Below are 24,428 nucleotides of genomic sequence, written 5' to 3'. Positions count from 1 at the left end.
CCGTCCTCGTCGCACCGACGACTCTACACTACGGGCGCTCGTGACCCCCATGCCCACCGAAACGCGAGACCACGCACGCGCCCGTCGCGCCCGCCCCTTCGGCGGCGGGGCGTCCCTCGCGTTCGTGCTGCTCGTCCTGATGGGCGTCAGCGGCGCCGCGGTCCTCGACCCGGCGCTGGGCGTCTGGAGCGTCGTCGCCGCGGGTCGGGCCGACTCGGACCGCGCCTCGCGATCCTCGACGCACGATGTCCGGATCGTCGTCGCGCGCGACGCGCACGCCGAGCGTCGCCTGTGCGCGTCGCTGCCCGCCAAGACCCGCCTCGTCGCGAGCGATTCGGGCGCGACCGCCGGGCGCCGGGCCGACGCCCCGCGCGAGCACGCGCGCGCCGGTCGGTGCTCGCTGCCGCCCCCGTCTGTCGCCTGATCGCGTCGGGCCCCTCCGGGGCGACGACGCGCCGCGCGACGACCGTTCACCCCACCGACAACCATCGCCGAACCATTCGCCCGTCCCGCAGGGTCGGTCGCGCCGTCAGGGCACGATCGTCGCGGGCCGCCCGGGCTGTTCCCCAGCAAGAGAGACCGTTCCATGGCTTCCCGCCGCAACGCTGATATCCCCGTCATCGGCCCCTTCCTGAAGGTCATCTTCGGCACGCGCAACGAGCGTTTCGTGAAGCGCTACATGCAGCACGTGCACGCGATCGGCGCGATGGAGCCGCAGATGCGCGCCCTGACCGACGCCGAGCTGCGCGCGAAGACCGAGGACCTGCGCCGGCGCGTCGACGCCGGGGCCCGGACGCTCGACCTGCTCGACGAGACCTTCGCCGTCGCGCGCGAAGCGATGGACCGCGCCGTGGGCATCCGCGCGATCTTCAACCCGATCCACGCCTCGCGGTTCGACCCCTCGCGCCTGCCGGCCGACGCGCGCCGGATGTACGACGAGGTGAAGGCGAGGATCGCGACGATGGAGCCCGTGACCCCCGAGGGCGACCTGCTGGGCAACACGCGCATGATCGAGGGCTGGGAGGTCGTCGATATCCCCCCCGCGCTCTACGACGCGGTCCGCGCGCTCTACCCCGAGAGCAAGCCCCCGTTCCGCTCGCGCCCCTTCGACGTGCAGCTCATCGGCGCCATGGTCCTCAGCCAGGGCAAGATCTCCGAGATGAAGACCGGCGAGGGCAAGACCATCGTCGCGCCCCTGGCCGCCTACCTCGCGTGCATCGAGCGCAAGCGCGTGCACGTCGTCACGGTCAACGACTACCTCGTGCAGCGCGACCGCGACTGGACCTTCCCGTTCTTCCGCGCCGTGGGGCTCACGGTCGGCGCCATCCACCCCCAGCACATGCAGGACGAGGCCGAGAAGGCCCGCATGTACAAGTGCGACGTCGTCTACGGCACGACCTCCGAGTTCGGCTTCGACTACCTGCGCGACAACATGAAGCGCAGCGTCGACCAGCAGGTCCAGCGCAAGCGCGAGTTCGCGATCGTCGACGAGGTCGACAGCACCCTGATCGACGAGGCGCGCACGCCCCTCATCATCTCGGGCCCGGCCCACGACGACCAGCCCCGCTACGAGCTGGCCGACCGGCTCGCGCGCCACCTCGTCGAGAAGAACCGCCCCTGGGCCCAGGCCGACGAGAAGGTCGAGGCCTGCAAACGCCGCATCAAGGGCATCGAGGGCGACATCCGCAACGCGCGCGACCGCGCCGCGATCCCCGAGATGCAGAAGCAACTCAAGATCGCCCAGTCCGAACTCCCTGGGCTCGAGAAGGCCCGCGACAAGTTCACCCAGTACTACGAGATCGAGCTCGAGCGCAAGCAGGCCCACCTCACCCACCACGGCATCGCCGAGGCCCAGCGCATCGCCGACCTCGGGTCGTTCTACGTCGGCGACAACATCGACCTGCCCCACCTCCTCGAGAACTCGCTGCGCGCCCACGTCGTCTACCAGCGCGACCGCGACTATGTCGTGATGGACGTCCCCGACCGCTTCACGGGACAGACCACCGCCAGCGTCGTCATCGTCGACGTCTTCACCGGCCGGCCCATGATCGGGCGCCAGTGGTCCGACGGGCTCCACCAGGCGGTGGAGGCCAAGGAAGCCGTCCCCGTCAAGCAGGAGACGCAGACCGTCGCGACCATCACCATCCAGAACTTCTTCAAGATGTATACGCGCCTCGCCGGCATGACCGGCACCGCCGACACCGAGGCGCAGGAGTTCCACGACATCTACGGGCTCGATGTCGTCAGCATCCCCACCAACCTGCCCGTCATCCGGCGCGACTTCCAGGACGTCGTCTACCTCACGGCCCGCGACAAGTGGGACGCCATCGTCGACGAGATCAAGAACTTCCACGACATCGGGCGCCCCGTCCTCGTCGGCACCACCAGCGTCGAGAAGAGCGAGATGCTCGCGCAGATGCTCGCGAAGAAGCACGGCGTCAAGCACGAGGTCCTCAACGCCAAGCAGCACGAGCGCGAGGCCAACATCGTCGAGGACGCCGGCCAGCTCGGCGCCGTCATGATCGCCACCAACATGGCCGGCCGAGGCACCGACATCAAGCTCGGGCGCATCACCCGCGCCCAGCTCCTCGAGCACTGGCAGCGCCGCAACCTCGCCCCGCGCGAGCTCACCGTCGACTCCACCGACGAGCAGGTCCGCGAGCTGTGCTACCGCAAGATCGCGCCGCGCGAGATCGAGATCGGCAAGGACGAAGCCAAGGCCATGCCCTTCGACGAGCTCGAGCTGCGACTCCTGCGCCACTGGGCCTCCAAGTACACCTGGATGCAGCCCGGCTCCGTCGAGAAGGCGTCGGCCGACGACCTGCGCGCCGCCCTCGACGAGCAGGGACGCTTCTCGCTCCATCGCCTCTCGTGGGTCGACTCCATCGAGGGCCTGGGCGGCTTGCACGTCATCGGCACCGAGCGCCACGAGAGCCGGCGCATCGACAACCAGCTGCGCGGGCGGTCCGGCCGCCAGGGCGACCGGGGCTCCACGCGCTTCTTCGTCTCGCTCGAAGACGACCTGATGAAGATGTTCGCCGGCGAGACGACCATGAAGGCCCTCTCGCGACTGGGCATGCGCGAGGGCGACGCCATCGAGCACCCCTGGCTCACCAAGTCCATCGAGCGCGCCCAGCGCAAGGTCGAGGAGCGGAACTTCCAGATCCGCAAGAACATCCTCGAGTACGACGAGGTCATGGAGCACCAGCGCCAGTCCTTCTACGGCACGCGCCAGCGCGTGCTCGAGGGGCGCGAGGTCAAGGGGCTCGTCTTCGAGTACATCGAGGACGCGGTCCGCGACTCCGTCTCGACCTACCTCGCGCCCGGCTACGCCGGCGAGTGCGCCGCCGAGTACGCGCGCCGCCAGCTCAACTGCTCCATCCCCCCCGAGCGCCTGCGCGGCCGCGAGGCCGACGAGATGGACGCGCGCATCCGGCGCATCGCCAAGGACGAGTTCCGCGCCATGATCGCCGTCACGCTGGGCGAGTACCTCAACCCCGGCGCCGGCGAGAACGCGCAGGAGAAGGCCGACGACGGCGCCGCCGGAGACCCCTCTGACGCCAACGCCGACCTCAAGGGCCTCGCCGCCTGGGCGCAGCGCGAGTTCCGCGTCGAGCTCAAGCCCAGCGAGCTGCGCACCATGAGCGCGCACCAGATCGAAGAGATGCTCATCGAAGCGTCCGAGCGACACGCCGACGCCGCCGACCTGTCGGGCATCTCCGACTACACGGGCGAGGACTACGGCCCGCGCGAGCTGTGCCGCTGGATGCACTCGGTCTTCGAGATCACCGTCGACCCCGACGAGATCTGGGGCACTCCGGAGAAACTCGAGCGCGCCCCCGACACGCTCCTGTCGAAGGCGCGCGACGCCTACGCCAAGCGCGAGATCGAGTACCCGGTTGAGTTCATCATGGACATGACCACGGGCATGATCCGCTACAACCCCGAGCAGGCCCTCTCCGGGCTCGTGCGCTGGGCCAACCAGCGCTACGGGCTGAACTGGGACGAGGCCAAGGTCCGCTCCACGATGCCCCCCAAGATCCGCGAGGAACTCCTCGCGGTCTCGCGCGATTTCGTCTCCACCGGAAAGATGGACCGCGAGATCGACGCGCTCCTGGGCGAGGGCGACCCCGACCTCGTCGAGCAGCGCCTCCAGACCCGCTTCGGCGCGAAGATGCCGGCCTGGATCCGCGACCTCGAGGGCGAGCACCAGCGCCACGCGCTCCGAGGCGCCGTCGAGATGGCGATCCGCGGCGAGCTCGCCCAGTTCGAGCGCCTGATCCTCGTCGAGACCGTCGACAGCGCGTGGAAGGACCACCTCTACGCGATGGACCAGCTGCGTGACTCGGTCGGCTTCCGCGCGTTCAGCCAGCAGGACCCGCGCATCGAGTACAAGCGCGAGGGCTCGCGACTCTTCCAGGAGATGAGCCGCACCGTGCGCGACCGCGTCTGCGAGCAGGTGTTCAAGCTCAAGATCTCGCCCTCCGCCGCGATCCAGCAGCAGATGGCGATGCTCGCGATGCAGCAGCGCGCCGCCGCCAGCCAGGGCCAGGGTCAGCCCGGCGTCGCCACCGCCGCCGTCAGCGCCGGGGCGCCGCCCCAGTCGCCCCGCCCGGCCGGCGCGATGAACTTCGGCTCGGGCACCTTCAGCGGCCCCGGCTTCGGCGCGCCCCCGTCGGGCGCCCGCGCTGCTCAGCCCCCGGCGCCTCCCTCGCCCCAGGCCCCTCCGGCGTCCGAAGGGCCCTCCGGCGGCACGACCTGACCGGTCCCGCGACGCCCGCGCGCATTCTCCAAGGTTTCTCTCGACCTCGCCCGCGGTTTGCTGTACCTTGCCCGTGAAGGAAGAGAAGGCCGGCGCGGCACGCAGGGGGCGTGCCGCGCCGTGCGCTTGACGATGCCCTCACTCGAGGAAAGGAGAGCAGCATGAGACTCACCCGCACGATGGCGATCCTCTGCGCCGCAGGCACGATCGGAACCGCCGCCCACGCGCAGTCAACGGTCCGCTCGCTGTACGTCACCAACAACGTCGGCAGCCCCGGCAGCGTCGCCGCGTTCGAGGTCAACCCGACCAACGGCGCGATGACCTTCCTCGAGACCGCCGCCGCCGGCTTCAACCCGCAGGGCATCGCCCTCACGCCCGACGGCAACTACGCGATCGTCATCAACGGCACGCAGAACGCCGTCGTCGAAGAGGTCTTCGCCCTCCCCATCCTGGCCGACGGCTCCTTCGGCGCCGCCGCCGCCCCGACCCTCTACCCCGACGGCAACCTGAGTCTCACCGTCACACGCGATGGCTGGATCATCATCCCCTCCGTGCTCATCAACGGCGTGACCAGCTCCTTCGTCAACGCGCAGGGGCGCGTCCAGGAGGTCGACCGCAAGCCCGCCGGGACATTCGCCACCTGCGCCGCCTCCACCCCCGACGGCAAGTTCGTCTACGTCGCCGGCTCGGGCGTCAACAACCTCTATTCGTTCTCCATCAACACCGCGACCGGCGTGCTGACCTCGCTCGGCGCGCCCACCGGCACGACCACCATCTTCGCGCTCCAGACCCACCCCTTCCTCCCGATCCTCTACGGCTCCACCGGCCTTCAGAACGTCATCCAGGCCTACGACATCGACCCCGACACCGGCGCGCTCACCTTCCGCGCCGCGTATCCCTCCGGCGGCGGCAACAGCGCCGTCGAGATGGCCGTCCACCCCACCGGCAACTACCTCTATGTCTGCCACGTGGTCAGCGACACGCTCCAGGTCCTGCCGATCAACCCCGACGGCTCCATCGGCGCGTCCATCCAGTCCATCCTCATCGGCAGCGACATCCGCGACGTCGCCACCGACGGCGAGTACGTCTACGTCACCGACGAATCGAGCATCTCCGGCTCGCCAGTGGGCGTCATCGTCTACAAGATCGAAACCGACGGCACCCTCACCCAGACCGCCCCGGCCTACGCGACCAACGGCGGGCGCCCGCAGTACATGGCCGTCTGGGTCCCGCCCGTCACCAAGTGCCCCGGCGACACCAACGGCGACCAGGTCGTGAACTTCGCCGACCTCAACGAGGTCCTGTCCGCCTTCGGGCAGGCCGGCGACGACCTCCCGGCCGACCTCAACAACGACGGCGTCGTGAACTTCGCCGACCTGAACATCGTGCTGTCCAACTTTGGCGTCTCGTGCGTCTGAGCGCGCGCGACCGGAACCAGGAGAGAGAGATGCGTCCGTCCATGCAGGGAATCGTCTGGGCCCTCGCCCTCGTCGCGGGTTCTTCGTCCGTCGCGCTCGCCGGGTCGACCCCGGTGGAGGCGCTCCGCGCCGGGCAGGACATCTCCTTCGACCTTCGTGCCGCGAACATCGCCGCGACCGGCGCGCAGCAGTTCAACGAGACCATCGAGGACAAGGACGTCCCGCCGCAGTGCATTCCCAAGGGACGCGGGTCGCTCGACATCACCATCGACCTGGGCGACATCGGCTTCCCCGGCTCCCTCCCCGTCACCCTCGTCGGGACCGAGCTCTCCCCGACCCAGGTCCGCTGGGACGCCAATGTCCTCGTCGACCAGTGCATCCCGGCGATCCTGCCCGACGGCACCGCCGTCAACATCCTGATCCGGCGCGTCATCATGCGACTCACCGGCGACCTCGCCCTCACCGGCGCCTCCCTGGACGCGCCCTGCGGCCAGCGGCGCGGGGTGACCATCACCACCGTCGGGGGCGACGCCGGCAACTTCATCGATGTCGAGGCCTACGGCCTGTGCCTGGTCTTCCCCTTCACACGTATCGACATCGACGTCACCTCCATCGACTCCATCGGGCTCGGGGGCGACGATCCCTGCCCGGGCGACGCCAACGGCGACAATGTCGTCAACTTCGCCGACCTCAACAGCGTCCTCAGCGAGTTCGGCCTCTCCGGCGCCCCGGGCGACTTCCCGGGCGACGTGAACGCCGACGGCGTCGTCAATTTCGCCGACCTGAACGCCGTCCTCTCCGCGTTCGGAACCGCCTGCGCGAGCTGAATTTACCCATCTCTCCCCGCTATGAGCCCCCGGGTCATCGGCTGCGCTGAATGTGCGCATTTCGGTGTCCGTACGGGAATCATTTCCTCGCCTCCCCCCGTATACTGATGCCGAGTCAGTCCACGGGCCTGCACAGCCCGAGGCACATCAGTCGCAGGGATACGCCCCGGTTCGCGGCCACTTTGTGCGCGTCCGCGCCCGGTGCGAGGAGAGAGATCACATGCACAGCAACCGCTTCGCGCTCGCGATGCGCCTCGTCGCCGGGTCCGCGCTGCTCAGCGCGCCGGCGCTCGCCGGCGTCATCAAGGCCGAGTTCGACGACGGCACCAGCGGATGGACCGCCCAAGTCGGCGCCGTCGAGTGGGCCGACACCGGCGGCGTCCCGGGTGGGTACCTGATGATCGAAAGCGCCAGCGGCGCCTTCGGCGTCGCGTCCGCCCCGTCGCAGTTCACCGGCGCGCTGACCTCCTACAACGGGGGCGCGTTCACCTTCGACACCACCATCGTCTCGCGCGCCTACGAGGTCGGCTCGATCCCGCCCATCGGCTCGCGACCCGACGTGTTCAGCGTCATCGTCACGATCGAGGGCGCCAACGGCCTCGTCGCGACCGCCCAGACCGCGCCGATCTTCACGACCACCCGATGGGTCGGCATGGGCCTGGACTTCACCGCCGCGACCTTCGGCGTGAGCGAGAGCGACTGGCTCTCCATCCTCGCCGACGTCGACGCCCTCACCATCTCCACCGACGGGCCAGACTTCCTGCGCCCGTTCGTGATCGGCTTCGACAACATCGCGCTGCTCCCGACCCCGGGCGCAGGCGTCGCGATGCTCGCCTTCGCTGCCCTCGCGTCGCGCCGTCGCCGCGACTGAACACGCACCGCTCACTGCGCTCCGCGAGCGCTCGTAGGGCGCTCGCAGAGAGAGATCACTCGGCGCCGGCGGGGAGTACACCTCCTCGTCGGCGCCTTGTTCGTTCCCCCGGGACCCGCTCCCGCTCGCCAGCGACGGCGCGCCGTGGTACAACTCGCACGCAGCGCGCGAGGACGAACCGCATGGACGAGCACGACAACAAGCCCGACATGATCCCCGACGGCCTCGCCCACGAGCGGCTCCCCATCCGCCCGGGCTACGACGACAACCGCTTCCTCGAGGGCCCGCGCTCCCGACTCGAAGAGGCCATGCGCACCCTGCGCATCGTCCGCGAGTTCCTCTACGGCTTCCGGCACCTCCACTTCGTCGGCCCCTGCGTCACCGTCTTCGGGTCCGCGCGATTCCTCCCCGACAACAACTACTACCAGCAGGGCGTCGAGGTCGGCGCACGACTCGCCAAGGCCGGCTTCACCGTCATGACCGGCGGCGGCCCCGGCATCATGGAGGCCGCCAACCGCGGCGCCAAGCAGGCCGGCGGGCGCAGCATCGGCTGCAACATCGTCCTGCCCTTCGAGCAGAAGCCCAACCCCTACCTCGACGACTCCCTCGACTTCCGCTACTTCTTCGTGCGCAAGGTCATGCTCGCGAAATACTCCTACGCCTTCGTCGCGATGCCCGGTGGCTTCGGCACGCTCGACGAATTGTTCGAAGTCGCGACGCTCGTGCAGACCGAGAAGATCAACCGCTTCCCGATCGTGCTGATGGGCCGCGAGTTCTGGCTGCCCATGCTCGACTTCTTCCGCGAGCGCCTCGTCGCGCAGGGCACGATCTCGCCCGAGGACATCGACCTGCTCTTCGTGACCGACTCGCCCTCCGACGCCGTGGAGCACATCTGCCGCATCGTCCTGCGCGCCCCGGGCGAGAAGCCCACGCGCAAGGCCCCCAGGCCCATCACCGCGCTGGGCGAGAAGGGCTACGAGGGCGCCGAGAAGGACCTGGAGCGGGTTCGCTGAGGGCGCCTCCCCAACCCCGGGCTCTCTCCGCTCAGCCCGGCGCCCGGCCCGGCCGATACAATCCGGTATGAGCTGCTGCCCAGGCCCAGAACGCGGAAAGCCCTTCGACCCCGACGCCGAGCTGCCCTGCGCCACCGACATGGCCCGCTTCGGCGGCGACGACGAGGACGACATGTACGACGACCACGCCTTCGACGCGCGCGACCCGGCCCGCTTCGGCGAGGGAAAGGCCGAACGCAACGCCATGGTCGCCAAGGTCGTCATCGGCGCGATCGTGCTCGCCACCGCCGGCGGGCTGCTCGCGATGCAGTTCTGAGCCGGCCTCATCGCCTGGCCCCGGCTTTCTGCTCCCTGTCCGCAGAAAGTTCTTGACAGCACGCCGTGATGTGGTCCAATGGGTGCGGAGGACTTGTCGATCCTCTCAAGGGGCCGCGCCATGACACCATTCCGTTCCCGATCGCTCGTCGCGCACGCGTTGTCGACCTTCGCGTGTCTCTGTGTCACCGTACACGCGGGCGATGCGCCGCAGTGGACGCCGACCTTCGGCCCCCTCGCCGGCGTCGGCAACACGATCTACGACATGTGTGTCTTCGACGACGGCTCGGGCGCCGGGCCCCAGACCTATGTCGCCGGTTCGTTCACCATCGCAGGAGGCGTGGAGGCCCGACGCGTCGCGCGCTGGGACGGCGCCGCGTGGCACGCCGTGGGCGACGGCTTCCCCGCGACAGTGCACACCCTCGCCGTCTTTGACGACGGAACCGGCCCCGCGCTCTACGCCGGGGGTGAGTTCAACCAGTCGATGGGCATCGCCACGCCTCGCCACCTCGCGAGATGGGACGGCGCCTCGTGGGTCGAGGTCGCGGGCGGCACGTCCGGCCCGGTGTTCCGCATCCGCGCTCTGGACGACGCGCAAGGCCATGCGCTGTTCGTCGGAGGAAGGTTCTTGCGCGCCGGCGCGATCGGCACGCCTTCCTCTAGATCGATCGTGCGCTGGGACGGCGCCGCGTGGTCCCCGCTCGGCGCCGGCCTGCAAGGCGGCCAGGAGATCGTGCACGCGATCGAGTCGCACGACGACGGCTCCGGTCCCGCGATCTATGCCGCGGGGCACTTCTACTCCTCCGGCGGCGCTCCGGCGGCGTTCGTCGCGAAGTGGGACGGGACCGCCTGGACCTCGGTCGGGGGCGTGCTGCAGAGCCGCGTGCAAGCACTCCGAAGCGTGCCCGACGAGGGCGACGGTCTCACGCCCGGCCTCTACGCTGGCGGCCTGTTCAGCCCGTCCAGCGGCTCTCCCTACCAGAAAATCGCCCGCTGGGACGGCGCGTCGTGGAACCATGTCACCACCGGCGCAGGCGTCGTCGGTGTCGATGTCAACGCCATCGAAGTGATCACCGATCCACTGACCGAGCAGCGCTCGCTCTACATCGGCGGCTCGTTCCAGAGCGTCGACAACGCGCCCGCGTGGCATGTCGCGCGCTGGGACGGCCAGCAGTGGCACGGCCTCGCGCAAGGCATCGACAACAGCTTCCTCAACAACGTGTACGCGATCCTTCCCTCCACACACACCGAGGGTGAAGGGCAATCGGTCCTCGTCGCCGGCGACTTCGATGTCGCGGGCGAGCGGATCGCACACTCGATCGCCGACTGGGACGGCCAGCAGTGGTCCACGCTCGGGCGCGGCCTCGACCGCGAGGTGCGCGCAATCCTCACGCTTCCCGCCGGTTCACCCCTGGGCGAAGGCGCCATCGTCGCCGGGCAGTTCGGAACCACGGGGTCGCTCGTCACCACCGGCATCGCGCGCTGGGACGGCCAGTCATGGTCACCGCTCGCAGACGGGCTCGACGGCCCCGCCAACGCGCTCGCGCTTTTCGACGACGGGCTCGGCGACGCGCCCGCCCTCTATGTCGGCGGCGAATTCTCGAAGGCCGGCGAACTCCCCGCGGTGCGCATCGCGCGCTGGGACGGCCAGGCATGGGCGTCACCCTCCGTGTTCATCCAGGGCTCCGTCCACGCGCTCGAGGTCTTCGACGACGGCTCGGGCCCATCGCTCATCGTCGCCGGCGAGTTCACCACCGCCGGGGGCGTCGTCGCGTCCAACATCGCCCGCTTCGACGGCAAGGTCTGGCATCGCCTGGCCGGCGGCGTGAACGCCCGGGTCGACGCGCTCCGCGTGTTCGACGACGGGTCCGGCCCGGCGCTCTACGCCGCCGGGAACTTCACGAGCGCCGATGGAAACCCGGCGTTGAGGGTCGCGAAGTGGAACGGGTCGCAGTGGTCGGCAGTCGGCGAAGGCATCATCGCGATCGGCACGAGCCGCGTCCGCGCGCTCGAGGTCTTCGACGACGGGACCGGGCCGCGCCTCTACGCCGGTGGGCGATTCTGGCACTCCGGCGAGACAAGCTTCCAGCACTTCGCGCGATGGGACGGGACCCGCTGGACCGGCGTCGACTGGCCCATCATGGACGAGATCCGAACGATGAAGGCCGTCCGTGACCGCTTCGGGCCCTCGCTCTACGTCGGCGGCAGCTTCCCGAGCGCCAGCGGGATCCAGACAAGGGGCTTTGTCCGCTGGAGCGGTTCGGAGTGGAGCGTTCCGTTCCCCACCATGTCGCCATTCGCCACCGTCCTCGCGATCGCCCCGGCCAACCACGCGGCAGACGCGCCGCTGCTCGTCGGCGGCAACTTCAGAATCTCCCCCGCCCGCGACGCCTACATCGCGCGCCTCGACAACCTCCTGGCCCCCATCGACTGCCCCGGCGACACCAACGCAGACAACCTCGTCAATTTCGCCGATATCAACGCCGTCCTCTCGGCGTTCGGCACGATCGCCGACGACCTCCCCGCCGATGTCAACGCCGACGGCGTCGTCGACTTCGCCGACCTCAACATCGTCCTCACCAACTTCGGCGCCGCCTGCCGCTGAGCGCCCGCGTCAGCCCCCCGCGCCGACCGTGATCAGCGGCGCCAGCGACCGCTCGGGCGCGGTCTGCACCGCCAGCAGCATCTGCAGCAGCGCGAACACGCGCTTGGTCTGCATGTCGTCGTCGGGCACCGAGAACCAGGTCCCCCGGTACCGCACCGAGATATAGGCGTCGGCCGGACGCTCCTGCGAACTCGTGATCCTGACCAGCGACAGGTCGTCCTCGACGCGCCCGGGGTACGCGCGCCCGGCCTCCACATCGTGCGCCGGCGCGGCGATGTCGCGCGAGATCACCGAAAGGATCGACATCACCGAACGCGTCTCGATCGCGATCTGGTGCCCCTCGGTGCGAGGCGAGGTGACCACCTCCGTAAAGGTCGCGTCCTGATCGATGTCGAGCAACTCGCGGAACCTCCGGCGCGCCTCGGCGATATCGGGGTCCTCCGTCGAGGGGGCATCGCGCGGAGCGTGAACCCGCCGCCCTCCCCGGTGGGGATCGCGCGGACGCGCAGGCCCGTTCTGGTCTGCACGAGCGTGAGTTGGTCCAGCACGGTCAGAAAGTCCTCGCGCTGCTTGATGTCCCTTATGCTGACGCCCGCCGACAGCGGGTTGCGCAGGTCGTTGAGCCGCTCGACCGCGACGAGCAGCAGCTCGCGCGCCTCCCACCCGTGGGCCATAAGGATGATGACCACGCTCGCGGGGATCGGCTGCACGAGCTGGTTGACCAGTTCGCTCCCGAGGATCGGCCGGTAGGTGATGGTGGGCGTCTCGGACATCGTGCCGCTGACGCCCAGCCCCGCCTGCCCGTCCGACGAGCCGTTGAAGATCGCCAGCCCCGTGGCGTCAGCGCGGATCTGTCTGGAGTACTGCTGCACGACCGACGCGACATCGAGGAAGAACGGCGCCTCTCCGTAGCGCATGCGCACAATGTTCAGCAGCAACTGCTCCTGCATCGAGTGCGCGATGGACGCGTTGTAGTTGAAGCGGTCGACCGGGATGACCGTGGGCCCGCGCGACGCGCAGCCGGGCGTCAGCGCCACAGCCCCGACGGCCGCCGCGCCGCACCACGCCGCACGAATACGAACCCTTCGAACCCGCGTTGGGCGAATGTGCATATCCCGGGGTCATCGGCGATTTGCTCGCCCGAGCAGCACCGGGCGGGTGAAATCAATCACGCCTCCATCGCCTTGAATAACACGGGCCGCCCGATTGCTCAGGCGGCCTGTGTGGTGATGGGGATGGAGAATACGGGCGAAGGGAGTCGAACCCCTAACCTCCTGATCCGTAGTCAGGTGCTCTATCCAATTGAGCTACGCCCGCATCGAGCGACTCCGGGTTACCGGAGCGAGCGTGAGCGTATCCCCGGATGCCACGCTCTGGCAAGCCCGCAGACTCCGGAACACCCCCGAAGCGCCGGAACGCCGGACGCACCGAGGAATCTCCGGCCCCCCCCGGGCACGAGCGGCGAGGGGGTCCCCGAGACCGAGCCCCGCTGGCGTGTCTCGCCGGGCGGCTTGATCGACCGGGGTGGGGGGCTATCCTTGTCGGCTTGTCGGGCACGACGCCCACAGGACCGTGCTGAGGCCGTGGGCGGCCTCGGCGGGACGATCCGAACCAGTTGCCCTGTCAGAATCGCCGCCGGCGTTGTTCGTCGGTCGATGTCGAAAGGTTTGCCCGGCTTATGGCTCACTCGCTCAGTGCAAAGAAGCGCATCCGTCAGAACGAGAAGCGTCGCGCTCTCAACCGCTGGCGCAAGCGTGCGATGCGCGACTCGATCAAGGACCTGCTCGACAAGGTCCTGCACGCGAGCGTCGAAGACTCCGAGAAGGCCTACCGCGACGCCTGCGCCGTGATCGACAAGACCGCGCAGAAGGGCGTGATCCACAAGAACACCGCCGCCCGCTACAAGTCGCGCCTCAACGCGCGCGTCAAGGCCAAGAAGGCCGCGGCCTGATCGCGAGCCCCCTCCGGGCGCCCCGTCACAGAAATTTCTCGCCGGCCCCTCGTCTCACGGGGGGCCGGTGTCGTTTCCGGCCCACTCGCGCCGATATCGTGGTCGCGCACGCATGGCCAAGGACGACGCATCGATGAACGCCGGCGCGACACGCCAGGGGCAACGCCCCGGCGCCAGCGACGCCGCGCGCACCCTCCGTCCGGTTCCCAAGCGCGAACGCCAGGTCCCGCTGGGCGAGCGCCGCTACGCCTGGGTCTCGCAGCGCCCGCTCCACGTGCTGGTCTTCCTGCTCCCGCTCATCATCGCGTACGAAGTCGGCTCGGCGCTCTACCTCTACGACGCCGAGCAGGGCGTTTTCGAGACCATCCGCGCGCACGAACAACTCATGCGCGTGCTCGGCGCCTTCGGCTCCAGCGCCGTCTTCCTCCCGGGCATCCTGCTCGTGGTCGTGCTCGTCGTCTGGCACCTGCTCTCGCGCGACCCGTGGAAGCTTCGCCCCGGCGTGCTGGGCGGGATGCTCGTCGAGTCGGCCCTGTGGGCGCTGCCGCTGCTCGTGCTCGGCGCGATGGTCCAGCGCGTCTCGGGCGAGGCGCTGAGCGCCGCCGGCGCCGCCGCCCTCGCGCAGAACGGGCAGATCATCGAGGACGCGCCCACCCTCGCCAAGCTCACGCTCGCCGTCGGCGCCGGGCTCTACGAAGAGCTCCTGTTCCGGCTCTTCGGCATCGCGGCCATTCATTTCATCCTCGTCGACCTCTTGCGCATGAAGACGCGACCCGGGATGGTCGCGGCGGTGGTGCTCTCCGCCGTCGCGTTCGCGCTCTACCACGACGCCGCCTTCCTCAGCGGGTGGGGCGGGCTCGACCTCCAGCGCACCGCGTTCCTCACGATCGCCGGGGTGTACCTCGGGGGCGTCTTCGTGTTCCGGGGCTTCGGCATCGTCGTCGCCGCGCACGCGATCTACGACATCGTCGTGTTCACCGCCTCATAAAGGGTGTGTTCCCGGACCCTGCGCGTGTTCTTCGACGAATCGTCCAAAACGGGTATTTGCCGGCACACCGAGGCGCTGTAGGGTGGAACCGTCCGGCGCATCCGCCCGGACCTGTCGATGTCGCGTGCCGTCCCGCCGGGGGCGTGGAGTTCATGATGCCCAGCCCGATCCGTGCCGTCAGCCCTCCCCGCTCGTGGTTGTCATTGGTGGCGATCGTCTGCCTCGGGTCGTCGCACTCGCTCGCGCTGCCCCCTGTCGACGATCTCGGCCCGCGCCACGACAAGGGCGGCGGCGCGCCCAGCGGCCCGGCCGGCGGCGAGAGCTACGAAGCGATGAACATCGTGCTCAAGAGCCGCATCTCGCTCCAGGAATTCGATCTGGGCATGGGCGCCGACTGCTGGGGATACACCAGCCCCTCCGGGCGCGAATACGCCATCATGACCTTTACCGACGGTCTGGCGTTCGTCGAGGTCACCGACCCGGCGTCCCCCGTGATCGTCGCGCGATTCCCCACCAACGGGTCGAGTCTCTGGGCCGACGCCAAGGTCATCGGCGACAAGTGCTACTTCATCAAGGACCGCCTCGACACCGGCCTGCATGTCTACGACATGGGCCAGATCGACGCCGGCGTCGTCACCAAAGTCACCGAGTTCCGCGCCTCCGGGCTCCAGTGGGCGCACAACATCGCGACCAACGAGGCCACCAACTTCGTCTACCTCTGCGGCGCCAACCTGCCCTCCGACGGGCTCGTCGCGATCGATGTCAGCAACCCGGCGCAGCCCGTCATCGCAGGCTCCTACAACCAGTCCTACGTGCACGACGCCCACGTCGTCACCTGGCCCCACCCCGGGCCCTGGCAGGGGCGAGAGATCGCCTTCTGCGCCGCCGCAGACAACGGCATCGACATCGTCGATGTCACCAACAAGTCCAGCATGACGCGCCTCGCGCGCCTCGCGTACCCCGGCCTGCGCTACTCGCACCAGCTCTGGGTCGATGTCGAGCGCCGAATCCTCTTCCACAACGACGAACTCGACGAACTCGGCGGCGTCGTGCCCACCACCACCACGCGCGTCTTCGATGTCTCGTCCCTCACGAGCCCGGCTTTCCTCGGGTCGTTCACCGCCGGCCTGCCGGCGATCGACCACAACCTCTACATCCGCGACGGCTTCGTCTATCAGGCGAACTACCGCAGCGGCATGCGCGTCTTCGACACGCGCGCCGACTTCCTCAACCCGCCCGAGGTCGGCTGGATCGACACATTCCCCGAGGACGACGCCGCCGCCTTCGACGGCGCGTGGAGCGTCTTCCCCTATTTCCCCAGCGGCACGGTCCTCATCAGCGACATCAACCGCGGGCTCTTCGTCGTCGACCCCACCCTCGCCCTCATCGGCGGGTCGCCCGCCTCCTTCGCCTTCGTCGACGGGATGCCCGACAACCTTCCCCAGCGCGGCGCCGAGATCCGCGTGCGCATCCAGTCCCAGAACGGGCGCACCGTCGACCCCGCCACCGCCACGCTCACCTACCACATCCACCCCGGCGACGATGGTCACGGGGGCGATCACGGGCGACACGACCACCCCGTCGGACACTACACCACACTCCCCCTCGAGCCGCTCGGCAACGACGACTACCTCGGGCGGTTCCCCGCTCTGCCCTGCGGCGAGCTCGTGCACTACTACTTCACCGTCGAGTCCACCGACGGCGTGCGCGTGAACTGGCCCCTCGCCGCGCCCCTCGAGAAGCACCCGGCCGACGTCGCCGATCGCGTTCGCGTCGAACTCGACGACGACTTCGAGATCGACCGTGGCTGGACCGTCGGCGCGCCGGGAACCCCCGGCAACAACGCGACAACCGGGCGCTGGGAGCGCGCGATCCCTGTCCCGACCCAGTTCGCTCCGGGTGAAGACGCCAGCGACGACGGGCAGTTCGCCTTCGTCACCGGCAACGGCGTGCCGGGCGGCGCCGCCGGCGCGAACGACGTCGACGGCGGCTCGACCACGCTCGTCTCCCCACGCATCGACGGGCGCGAAGCGAACGGACGCGTCCGCGTCATGCTCTGGTTCAAGGGCCAGACGCTCGACACCGGCGACGGGCTCTTCGTCTCGCTCTCCAACGACGACGGCGCGACATGGACGCTCGTCGAGTCCATCACCTCGCCCCTGCCCGGCTGGACGGCGCGCGAGTACGCGATCGAGGACCACCTCATGCGCAGCGAGACCATGCGCGTCAGGTTCGTCGCCGCCGACGCCAACATCCCCTCGCTCGTCGAGGCCGGCGTCGACGAGTTCCTCTACACCACCAAGGTCTGCGACCCGCTCCTTCCCGGCGACGCCAACAACGACGGCACGGTCAACTTCGCCGATCTCAACGCCGTGCTCTCGTCCTTCGGCGAAGCCGGGTTCATGCCCGGGCTCCTGCAAGGCGACGTGAACAACGACGGCGTGGTTAACTTCGCCGACCTCAACGAGGTGCTGAGCAACTTCGGGCTCTCGCGCTGATCGGGACGCTCAGAGCTGCAGGACCGCGTGCAGCTTGTCGCCCAGATCGAACCGCTCGCGCCCCTTGAGTTCGAGCAGTTCGATCAGCACCGCGACGCCCACCAGCTCGGCGCGCATGCCCTCGATCAGGTCCAGGCACGCGCCCATCGTGCCCCCGGTCGCGATCAGGTCGTCGACCAGCAGCACGCGCTGCCCCGGGCGGATCGCGTCGGCGTGGATCTCCAGCGTGTCCTTCCCGTACTCCAGCTCGTAGGAGCACGACCGCTTGGCGCGAGGCAGCTTCCCCGGTTTGCGCACCGGCGCAAACCCGGCAGAGAGCGTCTGCGCCACCGCGATGCCGAAGATGAACCCGCGCGACTCGGCGCCCACCACGACATCGATGCCCTTGCCCCGGTACGGGTTCGCGAGCAACTCGATCGCCAGCGCCAGCCCTTGGGGGCTCGCGAGCAGGGGGGTGATGTCCTTGAAGGTGATGCCCGGCTTGGGGAAGTCGGGGACATCCACGAGCAGGGCCTTGAGACGATCGAGCGGGTCATGCATGGCGAGAGGATACCGGAGGGCAGGGGGGGCGATTCGGCGCCTCGCCTAAACTCCCGCAATGAGCAAGTCCCGCCCGACCCAGGCCGCCAGACTCGAGATCGTCGAGCCCATCGGCGCGCGCGTCCTCATCCGAAAGGACGAGGACAAGAAGCAGACCAAGGCCGGGCTCCACCTGCCCGACAAGATCGAGATCCCCACGCTCACCGGGCGCGTGGTCGCCGTGTCCTCGCAGGTCGAGCACGACGACGATTACCCGATCAGGCAGTACGACCGCGTGCTGTTCAACCCCAAGCACGCCATCCCCGTGGACTTCGAGGGCGACAACCGCCTCTTCGTCGTGCCCGTCGAGGACGTCGTCGCGGTCTTCCGGACCCCCGGAGCGAGCGAGAAGGCGTGAGCACGCACGCCGACCCCTTCCCGCTGCCCTGCGTCGCGGGCCGGCGGTTCGAGATCGCCGCCGCCCTCCCGGCGAGCAAAAGTCTCAGCAACCGCGCCCTCCTCCTCGCGGCCCTCGCGCAGGGCGAGTCGATCATCCACAACCCGCTCCTCGACGCCGACGACGGCGTTGCGATGCTCGGCGCGCTCCGCGCCCTGGGCGTCGGGCTGCGCGAGCGGGGCGACGCTTTGCGCGTCCGCGGCGTGGGCGGCGCGCTCCACGCCCCGGACGACGCGCGACCCATCGACATCCGCGGCGCCGGCACCGCCATGCGCTTCCTCGCCGCCGCCTGCACGCTCGCCGACGCGCCCGTCACCCTCGACGGCGACGAGCGCATGCGCCAGCGACCCATCGGCGAACTGACCGACGCCCTCGCGCAGCTCGGCGCACGCGTCGAGCACCTCGGCGCCCACGGGTTCCCGCCCGTGCGCGTGCACCCCATCACGAACGACGCGACCGCAACGCTCGAGGTCGCGCTCCCGGTCACCGCGTCCAGCCAGTTCATCAGTGCGCTGCTCCTCGTCGGGCCCTGGCTTGCTGCCGGGCGAGGCGTGCGCGTGCGCATCGCCGGCGACCCGCCAAGCAAACCCTACATCGACATGACCCTGCGGCTGCTCGATCGACTCGGCGCACGCGTCGAGCGCAACGCCGCGCTCACCGACATGACCGTCGGCGCGCGCACAGAAGGCGCAGGCGTCGAACCGTTTGAGCTGACCATCGAGCCCGACGCGAGCGCCGCGACCTACTTCCTCGCCGCCGCCTGCGCGCTGCCGGGCAGCGCCGTGACGATTGCCGGCCTCGACCCCGACTCACTCCAGGGCGACACACGCTTCCACGAGCACCTCCGCGCGATGGGCGCGCTCACCTCGTGCGACGCGCGCGGCCTGCGCGTCGTCGGCCCCGACCGCCTGCGCGCGATCGACGCCGACCTCGCCGACATGCCCGACGCCGCCATGACCCTCGCCGCCCTCGCCGTCCTCGCCGAGGGAACAACGACCATCCGGGGCCTGCGCACGCTCCGCGTGAAGGAGTCCGACCGTCTCGCCGCCCTGAAGGCCGAGCTCGAGAAGGTCGGCGCGACGGTCGAGATCTTCGCCCACGCCCGCGCCGACGCCTCGCGCGACGAGGGCCTGCGCATCACGCCCCCGCCAGGCGGGATCGACCGCGCCACGGGCGCGCCGCGAGTCGAGTTCGACACCTACAAGGACCATCGCATGGCGATGGCCCTCGCGGTGATCGGGCTCGTCCGCCCCAACTGTTTCGTCCGCGATCCCTCCTGTGTGCGCAAGACCTTCCCTCGCTTCTGGGAGGCGTGGGTCGACCTCGCCGGCGTGTCCGCTCAGGCGCCCCGGGACCCCTGATACCCGTACACTTCCGCCCGTGCCCAAGCCCCGGCTCACAGCCCGCAGCCCCTACTGGCGTTTCGCGCGCGAGCTCCTGCGCAAGCCCTCCCTCGCGGTCACCGCCGCGCTGGCCGCCGGGTTTTCCGCGATGGGGCTCGGCGCCGGGCTGACGGCGCTCGCGCCGGTCGTGAAGCACCTTGTCGACGAGGACGCCGCCCCCCTGCGCGAGCTGGCGGCCAGCGGGCGCGCCGAACTGCCCGACTGGCTCGCGTCGCGCGTCCCCGACGCGTGGATCGCCGCCCTCCCCGACGGGCGATTCGAGACCATCCTGTGGCTGGTCCTCGCGCTGTGCGTGCTCACCACGCTCGGCGCGACCGCCAACTTCATCCACGCCTACTGCGCCGAGACGATGGCCAGCAACGCCGCGTCCTCCGTCCGTCGCGCCGCGTTCCGAGGCGCCGTCAACATGCCCCTGCGAGGCGTGATCGGCGCGCACGCGTCCGACCTCGTCTCGCGCATCGTCAACGATTCCGTCCGCCTCCGTCAGGGCCTGCTCACGCTCGTGGGCAAGGCGCCGGCGCAGATCCTCAAGGGCATCGCCGCCTTTATCGCCGCGCTCGTCATCGAGCCGCGATCCGCCGCCATCATCCCCGTCGCGATCGTGCTCGGGCTCATCATCCGCAAGCTCGGCAAGCGCATCAAGAAGGCCTCGCGGGGCATGATGCAGTCGCAGGCCGGGCTGCTGTCGGCGGCCAACGAGACGCTCCAGGGCCTGCGCGTCGTGAAGGTCCACACCAACGAGCGCTACGAGGTCGGGCGATTCTCGCGCATCGACCGCGAGTATGTCCGACAGGAGCTGCGCGCCCGCACCGCCAAGGCGGTCGCCAGCCCCCTCATCGAGACCCTCGCGCTCTTCGTCCTCGCCGGTTCGGCGCTCTTCGCCGCCCGGCTGATCGTCAGCGGCACGCTCGACGCGCCCTCCTTCGCCACGGCGCTCATCGCGCTGGGCATCAGCGGCGCGTCGCTCAAGCCCCTGACCAACATCGTGCAAGAGGTCCAGGCCGCCGCCCCGGCCGCCGAACGCCTCGCCGAGCTGGTCGACGCCGAGCCCGAGTGCGCCATCCCCCGGCGCGCCGGGCGGGGCAAGCTGCGCGTGCGCAGGCCGAAGCGCCAACCCGACCTCGCGCGCCACACACGCGACATCGCGTTCGAGGGCGTCACCGTCCGCTACCCCGACGCGCCCGAGCCCGCCCTGCGCGCCCTCACCCTGCGCGTCGCCCACGGCGAGACCATCGCGATCGTCGGGCCCAACGGATCGGGCAAGACCACGCTGCTCTCCCTCATCCCCCGACTCTTCGACCCCGACGAGGGACGCGTCCTCGTCGACGGCGTCGACATCGCCGGCGTGCGCCTCCGATCCCTGCGCCAGCAGATCGGCGTCGTCACCCAGGAGGTCGTCCTCTTCCGAGGGACCATCGCCGACAATATCGCCTACGGCGTGCGCGGCGCGACCCGCGAACAGATCGAACGCGCCGCGCGCCGAGCCCACGCCCACGACTTCATCATGCAAAAGGCGGGCGCCTACGACGCCCAGGTCGGCGACGCCGGCGTCGCGCTCTCCGGCGGTCAGCGCCAGCGACTCGCCATCGCCCGCGCCGTGCTGCGCGACCCGGCGATCCTCATGCTCGACGAAGCCACCAGCATGATCGACGCCGACAGCGAGGCGCACATCACCCAGGCCATCGCCGACTTCGCGAAGGGGCGCACCACTTTCGTCATCGCCCACCGCCTCAGCACCGTCATCAACGCCGACCGCATCGTCGTTCTCGACCGGGGCCGGCTCGTCGATGTCGGAACCCACGCCCAGCTCCTCGACCGCTGCGAGGTCTACCGGACCCTCGCCAGTCGCCAGCTCCTGCCCGCGGCGGTCTGAAAGGGCACTTTTTGCCTATCTCGGGCCCGGGCGCCCCGCGCCGGGGGCCATTCCGGGCGAACGGCATACCATCCCCGCTATGTCCCTCACGCGTGTCGCAATCGTCGGCCGACCCAACGTCGGCAAGTCGTCGCTCCTCAACCTGCTCGCCAGGCAGCGGGTGTCGATCGTCGACCCGACGCCCGGCGTCACGCGCGACCGCGTCTCGGCGCTCGTCGACATCGACCTGCGCGAGCCCGAGCGCCCGGCGCGCCTCGTCGAGTTCGTCGACACCGGCGGCTACGGCGTCTATGTCGCCGAGGGCGCCCGCTTCGACGACTCCGGGCAGGACCTGACCAAACTCACCATGCCCATCGAGATGCAGATCGCCGAGGCACTGCGCAGCGCAGACCTCGTCCTCTTCGTCATCGACGCCCAGGCCGGACCCACCGCGATCGACTACGACATCGCGCGCATGCTCCGCGAGAAGACCTTCCACCGCTCCGGCGTTCACGGCGAGGACCTCGCGAAGATGGTCCGCCCCGACCAGAAGATCGTCGTCGTCGCCAACAAGGTCGACGGCGAGGGCTGGGAGCCCCACGCCCTCGAAGCCGCCGCCCTCGGCTTCGGAGAGCCCCTGGTCATCTCGACCGCCAGCAACTATCGCCGGCGCGATTTCCTCGAGCGCCTCTACGACCTGCTGCCCCCCGAGCGCGAGGACCAGCCCGACCCAACCGAGCACGCCGACATGCGCCTCGCCATCATCGGCAAGCGCAACGCCGGCAAGTCCAGTCTCGTCAACGCCCTCGCCGGCGAGCAGCGCGTCATCGTCTCCGAGATCGCCGGCGCCACCCGCGACGCGATCGACGTCCGCTTCGAGCGCGACGGCATGACCTTCCTCGCCATCGACACCGCCGGCGTGCGCAAGCGCAAGAGTCTCGCCGATCAGGTCGAGTGGTTCGCCTACTCACGCGCCAAGGGCGCGATCGAGCGGGCCGACGTCGCGATCTTCATGATCGACGCGACCCTGCCGATCTCCAAGGTCGACAAGCAGTTGTCGCTCGAGGTGCAGCGCAACTTCAAGCCCTGCGTGATCGTCGTGAACAAGTGGGACCTCGTCGCCGGCCGACCGAACAAGCAGGGGCGCGAGATCACCACCGAGGACTACAGCGACTACATCGAGAAAGAGCTCCTCGGCCTCGCGCACTGCCCCATCATCTTCACCAGCGCCAAGGCCGCGACCGAGGCCCCCGGCAAGGGCAACGTCTGGTCCGCCGTCGAGGTCGCCTTCGAGCTCTACGAGCAGGCGAAGAAGCGCGTCACCACCGGCGAGCTCAACCGTGTCTTCCGCGAGGTCGTCGAGACCCACACGCCCCCCAGCAAGCTCGGCAAGCGCCTGAAACTGCTGTACGTCGCGCAGGTCGGGACGCTGCCCCCCACGATCGCCCTCGTCGTCAACATCCCCGAGATGATCACGGCGCAGTACGAGCGCTACCTGCTCAACCAGATCCGCGAGCGACTGCCCTTCGAAGAGGTCCCCGTCCGACTGCTCATCCGCGGCAGGCGCCGCCTCTCCCTCGCCGAACTCGCCAAGCAGCGCGCCGGCGGCCAGCGCGCCCGGATGTCCGTCGAAGAGATCGACCCCTCCGAGTTCTACGAGGTCGACCTCACCGAGGGCTACGAGGAAGAGATCGAAGCCCTCCCCGACGACGACTTCGGCGACGACGACTGATCAGGCCGCCATGCCCCCGATGTCCTCGTCGGGCCAGGCCTCGTCCTTCGCGAAGGCGCGCCCGTGGACGCGCACCACGCGGTCGAGTTGCTCGGCGAACAGGCGCCCCACGATCTCGAGCACCGGCATCGCGTCGGTCGAGAACGGGCTGAGACGGTCGCGGAACAGCACCATCACCGCCATGCACTCCTCGTCGTGCGAGCATGGGATCACCACCACCCGGCTGTCGCCGAGCCAGTGCGCGTCGTCGCCCACCGTCTTCGCCAGATCCTCCTCGCCGTCGAAGGCGAGGATCGAGTCCTCGTCCGCGAAGCGCGGCGCCAGCGTGTTGGCCAGGTGGTCGAGCAGCACGTCCGCCGCGTCGCGCGGGCGGTCATAGTTCACATACGCGCCCAGCGAGAAGTCGCCGTGGTCGCCCGGCAGGAACACCGCGGCGTTGGTCGGCCCGGTTTTGGTCAGCAGGTATTCCAGGCAGGTTCGCAGCGCGCTCTCAACATCCAGGTCCTGCCGGATCAGCGCCGCGAACTCGGCCGCGGCCTTCACATGCTGCACCTGCTCGGTGATCTGGGTGTACGCGTCCGCCAGCTCGTCGCAGAGCGAGCCGACCTGCTTGGTCACGCTGTCGCGCGCCGTGTTCAGTTCGCGACAGAGCTTCTTGAGCCCGGAGAGCTGCTCCTCGCGCTGGCGGTCGCGCCGGGCCGCGTCCACGACCGCGCGGACGCGCAGCGCGACATCCGCCGCCTGGTAGGGCTCGCTGAGCAGGTCCATCGCGCCGGCGCGCATGGCGCGCACCGCGTCGTCGACATCGGGCCGGTCGCTGAGCATCACCACGCCCGGGCCCATCGCGTCGGAGGAAAGATCGTTGGCCAGGTCGAGCGCGTCCGTCCCGTCGCCCCGGATCGTCAGGAGCGCGGCGTCGAACACGGTCTCGGCGAGTTTCGCCCGCGCGGTGCGCAGCGACGCGACGCCCTCGGTGACCATCCCGCACTCGCGCAGCGCCGCGATGACCCGCGCACGCACGCCCTTGCACGGGTGATGCACGAGCACGCGACCCTTCGCGGCGCGGTCGACGCCCTGGCCCGAGGGGGCGGGCGCTCCCTCGCCGGTGATCTCCGCTGGTGTCCGCTTGCGCGCCTTCATCGGTGGGCGTCCTTGCCTGAGTCGTTGCGAGTCGTGCTCCGCGTTCCGTTGGTCCGTCGGGCTCCGCCGACGCGTGT

Annotated in this window: 19 protein-coding genes and 1 tRNA gene; 15 read left to right on the top strand and 5 right to left on the bottom strand. The window is 69.7% G+C overall.

The window, feature by feature from the left end; genetic code table 11:
* Window positions 1–40 precede the first annotated feature (40 nt).
* The 8 genes from KF684_06695 to KF684_06660 all read left to right on the top strand — a co-directional run bounded on the left by KF684_06695 (window position 41) and on the right by KF684_06660 (window position 11,811).
* Complete coding sequence (locus KF684_06695; protein ID MBX3352605.1) at window positions 41–424, top strand: hypothetical protein; 384 nt, start codon at window positions 41–43, stop codon at window positions 422–424.
* Window positions 425–586: 162 nt separating this feature from the next.
* A complete protein-coding gene (secA, locus tag KF684_06690) occupies window positions 587–4,762 on the top strand; it encodes a preprotein translocase subunit SecA (GenBank protein ID MBX3352604.1) in 4,176 nt (1,391 codons plus the stop codon).
* 161 nt (window positions 4,763–4,923) lie between these two features.
* A complete protein-coding gene (locus KF684_06685; protein MBX3352603.1) occupies window positions 4,924–6,180 on the top strand; it encodes a beta-propeller fold lactonase family protein in 1,257 nt (418 codons plus the stop codon).
* Between the two features lie 29 nt (window positions 6,181–6,209).
* Window positions 6,210–7,007 carry a hypothetical protein gene (locus KF684_06680; protein MBX3352602.1) on the top strand — a complete coding sequence of 266 codons (798 nt, stop codon included), beginning with the start codon at window positions 6,210–6,212 and terminating at the stop codon, window positions 7,005–7,007.
* 220 nt (window positions 7,008–7,227) lie between these two features.
* Window positions 7,228–7,878, top strand: coding sequence for a hypothetical protein (locus tag KF684_06675; GenBank protein ID MBX3352601.1), 651 nt, complete (start codon window positions 7,228–7,230; stop codon window positions 7,876–7,878).
* Between the two features lie 182 nt (window positions 7,879–8,060).
* A complete protein-coding gene (locus KF684_06670) occupies window positions 8,061–8,891 on the top strand; it encodes a TIGR00730 family Rossman fold protein (protein ID MBX3352600.1) in 831 nt (276 codons plus the stop codon).
* A 67-nt stretch (window positions 8,892–8,958) separates the two neighbouring features.
* A complete protein-coding gene (locus KF684_06665) occupies window positions 8,959–9,207 on the top strand; it encodes a hypothetical protein (GenBank protein ID MBX3352599.1) in 249 nt (82 codons plus the stop codon).
* A gap of 120 nt (window positions 9,208–9,327) precedes the next feature.
* Window positions 9,328–11,811, top strand: a complete 2,484-nt coding sequence (locus KF684_06660; GenBank protein MBX3352598.1) for a hypothetical protein — start codon at window positions 9,328–9,330, stop codon at window positions 11,809–11,811.
* 9 nt (window positions 11,812–11,820) lie between these two features.
* On the opposite strand, the gene KF684_06655 is transcribed toward KF684_06660, so the two are convergent.
* The 3 genes from KF684_06655 to KF684_06645 all read right to left on the bottom strand — a co-directional run bounded on the left by KF684_06655 (window position 11,821) and on the right by KF684_06645 (window position 13,128).
* Window positions 11,821–12,117, bottom strand: a complete 297-nt coding sequence (locus KF684_06655; GenBank protein ID MBX3352597.1) for a hypothetical protein — start codon at window positions 12,115–12,117, stop codon at window positions 11,821–11,823.
* Window positions 12,117–12,923 carry a hypothetical protein gene (locus KF684_06650; protein MBX3352596.1) on the bottom strand — a complete coding sequence of 269 codons (807 nt, stop codon included), beginning with the start codon at window positions 12,921–12,923 and terminating at the stop codon, window positions 12,117–12,119. Before KF684_06650 ends, KF684_06655 begins: the two co-directional genes overlap by 1 nt.
* 131 nt (window positions 12,924–13,054) lie before the next feature.
* Window positions 13,055–13,128: transfer RNA gene (locus KF684_06645), tRNA-Arg, on the bottom strand.
* A gap of 361 nt (window positions 13,129–13,489) precedes the next feature.
* On the opposite strand from KF684_06645, the gene rpsT reads away from it, so the two are divergent.
* The 3 genes from rpsT to KF684_06630 all read left to right on the top strand — a co-directional run bounded on the left by rpsT (window position 13,490) and on the right by KF684_06630 (window position 17,248).
* On the top strand, window positions 13,490–13,762 hold the full coding sequence (gene rpsT / locus KF684_06640; GenBank protein MBX3352595.1) for a 30S ribosomal protein S20: 273 nt from the start codon (window positions 13,490–13,492) through the stop codon (window positions 13,760–13,762).
* A 112-nt stretch (window positions 13,763–13,874) separates the two neighbouring features.
* A complete protein-coding gene (locus KF684_06635; protein ID MBX3352594.1) occupies window positions 13,875–14,750 on the top strand; it encodes a CPBP family intramembrane metalloprotease in 876 nt (291 codons plus the stop codon).
* 155 nt (window positions 14,751–14,905) lie between these two features.
* A complete protein-coding gene (locus tag KF684_06630) occupies window positions 14,906–17,248 on the top strand; it encodes a choice-of-anchor B family protein (GenBank protein MBX3352593.1) in 2,343 nt (780 codons plus the stop codon).
* A 9-nt stretch (window positions 17,249–17,257) separates the two neighbouring features.
* Here the strand turns inward: KF684_06630 and KF684_06625 are convergent, their stop codons facing one another.
* Window positions 17,258–17,788, bottom strand: a complete 531-nt coding sequence (locus tag KF684_06625) for an adenine phosphoribosyltransferase (protein ID MBX3352592.1) — start codon at window positions 17,786–17,788, stop codon at window positions 17,258–17,260.
* Window positions 17,789–17,846: 58 nt separating this feature from the next.
* Here KF684_06625 and KF684_06620 point away from each other — a divergent pair, with 58 nt between their 5' ends.
* The 4 genes from KF684_06620 to der all read left to right on the top strand — a co-directional run bounded on the left by KF684_06620 (window position 17,847) and on the right by der (window position 23,211).
* Window positions 17,847–18,185, top strand: a complete 339-nt coding sequence (locus tag KF684_06620; protein MBX3352591.1) for a co-chaperone GroES — start codon at window positions 17,847–17,849, stop codon at window positions 18,183–18,185.
* Window positions 18,182–19,585 (top strand): 3-phosphoshikimate 1-carboxyvinyltransferase, encoded by a 1,404-nt coding sequence (aroA, locus tag KF684_06615; GenBank protein ID MBX3352590.1) that lies wholly within the window; start codon window positions 18,182–18,184, stop codon window positions 19,583–19,585. Before KF684_06620 ends, aroA begins: the two co-directional genes overlap by 4 nt.
* A 19-nt stretch (window positions 19,586–19,604) precedes the next feature.
* Window positions 19,605–21,500 carry an ABC transporter ATP-binding protein gene (locus tag KF684_06610; GenBank protein MBX3352589.1) on the top strand — a complete coding sequence of 632 codons (1,896 nt, stop codon included), beginning with the start codon at window positions 19,605–19,607 and terminating at the stop codon, window positions 21,498–21,500.
* A gap of 79 nt (window positions 21,501–21,579) precedes the next feature.
* The gene (der, locus tag KF684_06605) at window positions 21,580–23,211 is read left to right on the top strand and encodes a ribosome biogenesis GTPase Der (GenBank protein ID MBX3352588.1); all 1,632 of its coding nucleotides are present in this window, start codon (window positions 21,580–21,582) and stop codon (window positions 23,209–23,211) included.
* On the opposite strand, the gene KF684_06600 is transcribed toward der, so the two are convergent.
* Window positions 23,212–24,351: a hypothetical protein gene (locus KF684_06600; GenBank protein MBX3352587.1), complete on the bottom strand. Its 1,140-nt coding sequence runs from the start codon at window positions 24,349–24,351 to the stop codon at window positions 23,212–23,214. It abuts the gene before it with no gap.
* Window positions 24,352–24,428: the final 77 nt, after the last annotated feature.

It is taken from the genome of Phycisphaeraceae bacterium (genome assembly GCA_019636675.1).
In the GTDB taxonomy this organism is placed as follows: Bacteria; Planctomycetota; Phycisphaerae; order Phycisphaerales; family UBA1924; genus JAHBXC01.
The sequence above is the reverse complement of the archived record's forward strand: the minus strand, read 5'-3'. Positions and strand labels throughout refer to the sequence as shown.

Bases quoted from the DNA above. Each gene is read 5' to 3' on its own strand.
- KF684_06625 (MBX3352592.1), bottom strand. From the start codon at position 17,788: ATGCATGACCCGCTCGATCGTCTCAAGGCCCTGCTCGTGGATGTCCCC.
- rpsT (MBX3352595.1), top strand. From the start codon at position 13,490: ATGGCTCACTCGCTCAGTGCAAAGAAGCGCATCCGTCAGAACGAGAAG.
- KF684_06665 (MBX3352599.1), top strand. From the start codon at position 8,959: ATGAGCTGCTGCCCAGGCCCAGAACGCGGAAAGCCCTTCGACCCCGAC.
- KF684_06635 (MBX3352594.1), top strand. From the start codon at position 13,875: ATGGCCAAGGACGACGCATCGATGAACGCCGGCGCGACACGCCAGGGG.
- KF684_06620 (MBX3352591.1), top strand. From the start codon at position 17,847: ATGAGCAAGTCCCGCCCGACCCAGGCCGCCAGACTCGAGATCGTCGAG.
- KF684_06670 (MBX3352600.1), top strand. From the start codon at position 8,061: ATGGACGAGCACGACAACAAGCCCGACATGATCCCCGACGGCCTCGCC.
- KF684_06650 (MBX3352596.1), bottom strand. From the start codon at position 12,923: ATGCACATTCGCCCAACGCGGGTTCGAAGGGTTCGTATTCGTGCGGCG.
- KF684_06685 (MBX3352603.1), top strand. From the start codon at position 4,924: ATGAGACTCACCCGCACGATGGCGATCCTCTGCGCCGCAGGCACGATC.
- KF684_06600 (MBX3352587.1), bottom strand. From the start codon at position 24,351: ATGAAGGCGCGCAAGCGGACACCAGCGGAGATCACCGGCGAGGGAGCG.
- KF684_06680 (MBX3352602.1), top strand. From the start codon at position 6,210: ATGCGTCCGTCCATGCAGGGAATCGTCTGGGCCCTCGCCCTCGTCGCG.
- secA (MBX3352604.1), top strand. From the start codon at position 587: ATGGCTTCCCGCCGCAACGCTGATATCCCCGTCATCGGCCCCTTCCTG.
- KF684_06660 (MBX3352598.1), top strand. From the start codon at position 9,328: ATGACACCATTCCGTTCCCGATCGCTCGTCGCGCACGCGTTGTCGACC.
- KF684_06655 (MBX3352597.1), bottom strand. From the start codon at position 12,117: ATGTCGATCCTTTCGGTGATCTCGCGCGACATCGCCGCGCCGGCGCAC.
- KF684_06675 (MBX3352601.1), top strand. From the start codon at position 7,228: ATGCACAGCAACCGCTTCGCGCTCGCGATGCGCCTCGTCGCCGGGTCC.
- der (MBX3352588.1), top strand. From the start codon at position 21,580: ATGTCCCTCACGCGTGTCGCAATCGTCGGCCGACCCAACGTCGGCAAG.
- KF684_06630 (MBX3352593.1), top strand. From the start codon at position 14,906: ATGCCCAGCCCGATCCGTGCCGTCAGCCCTCCCCGCTCGTGGTTGTCA.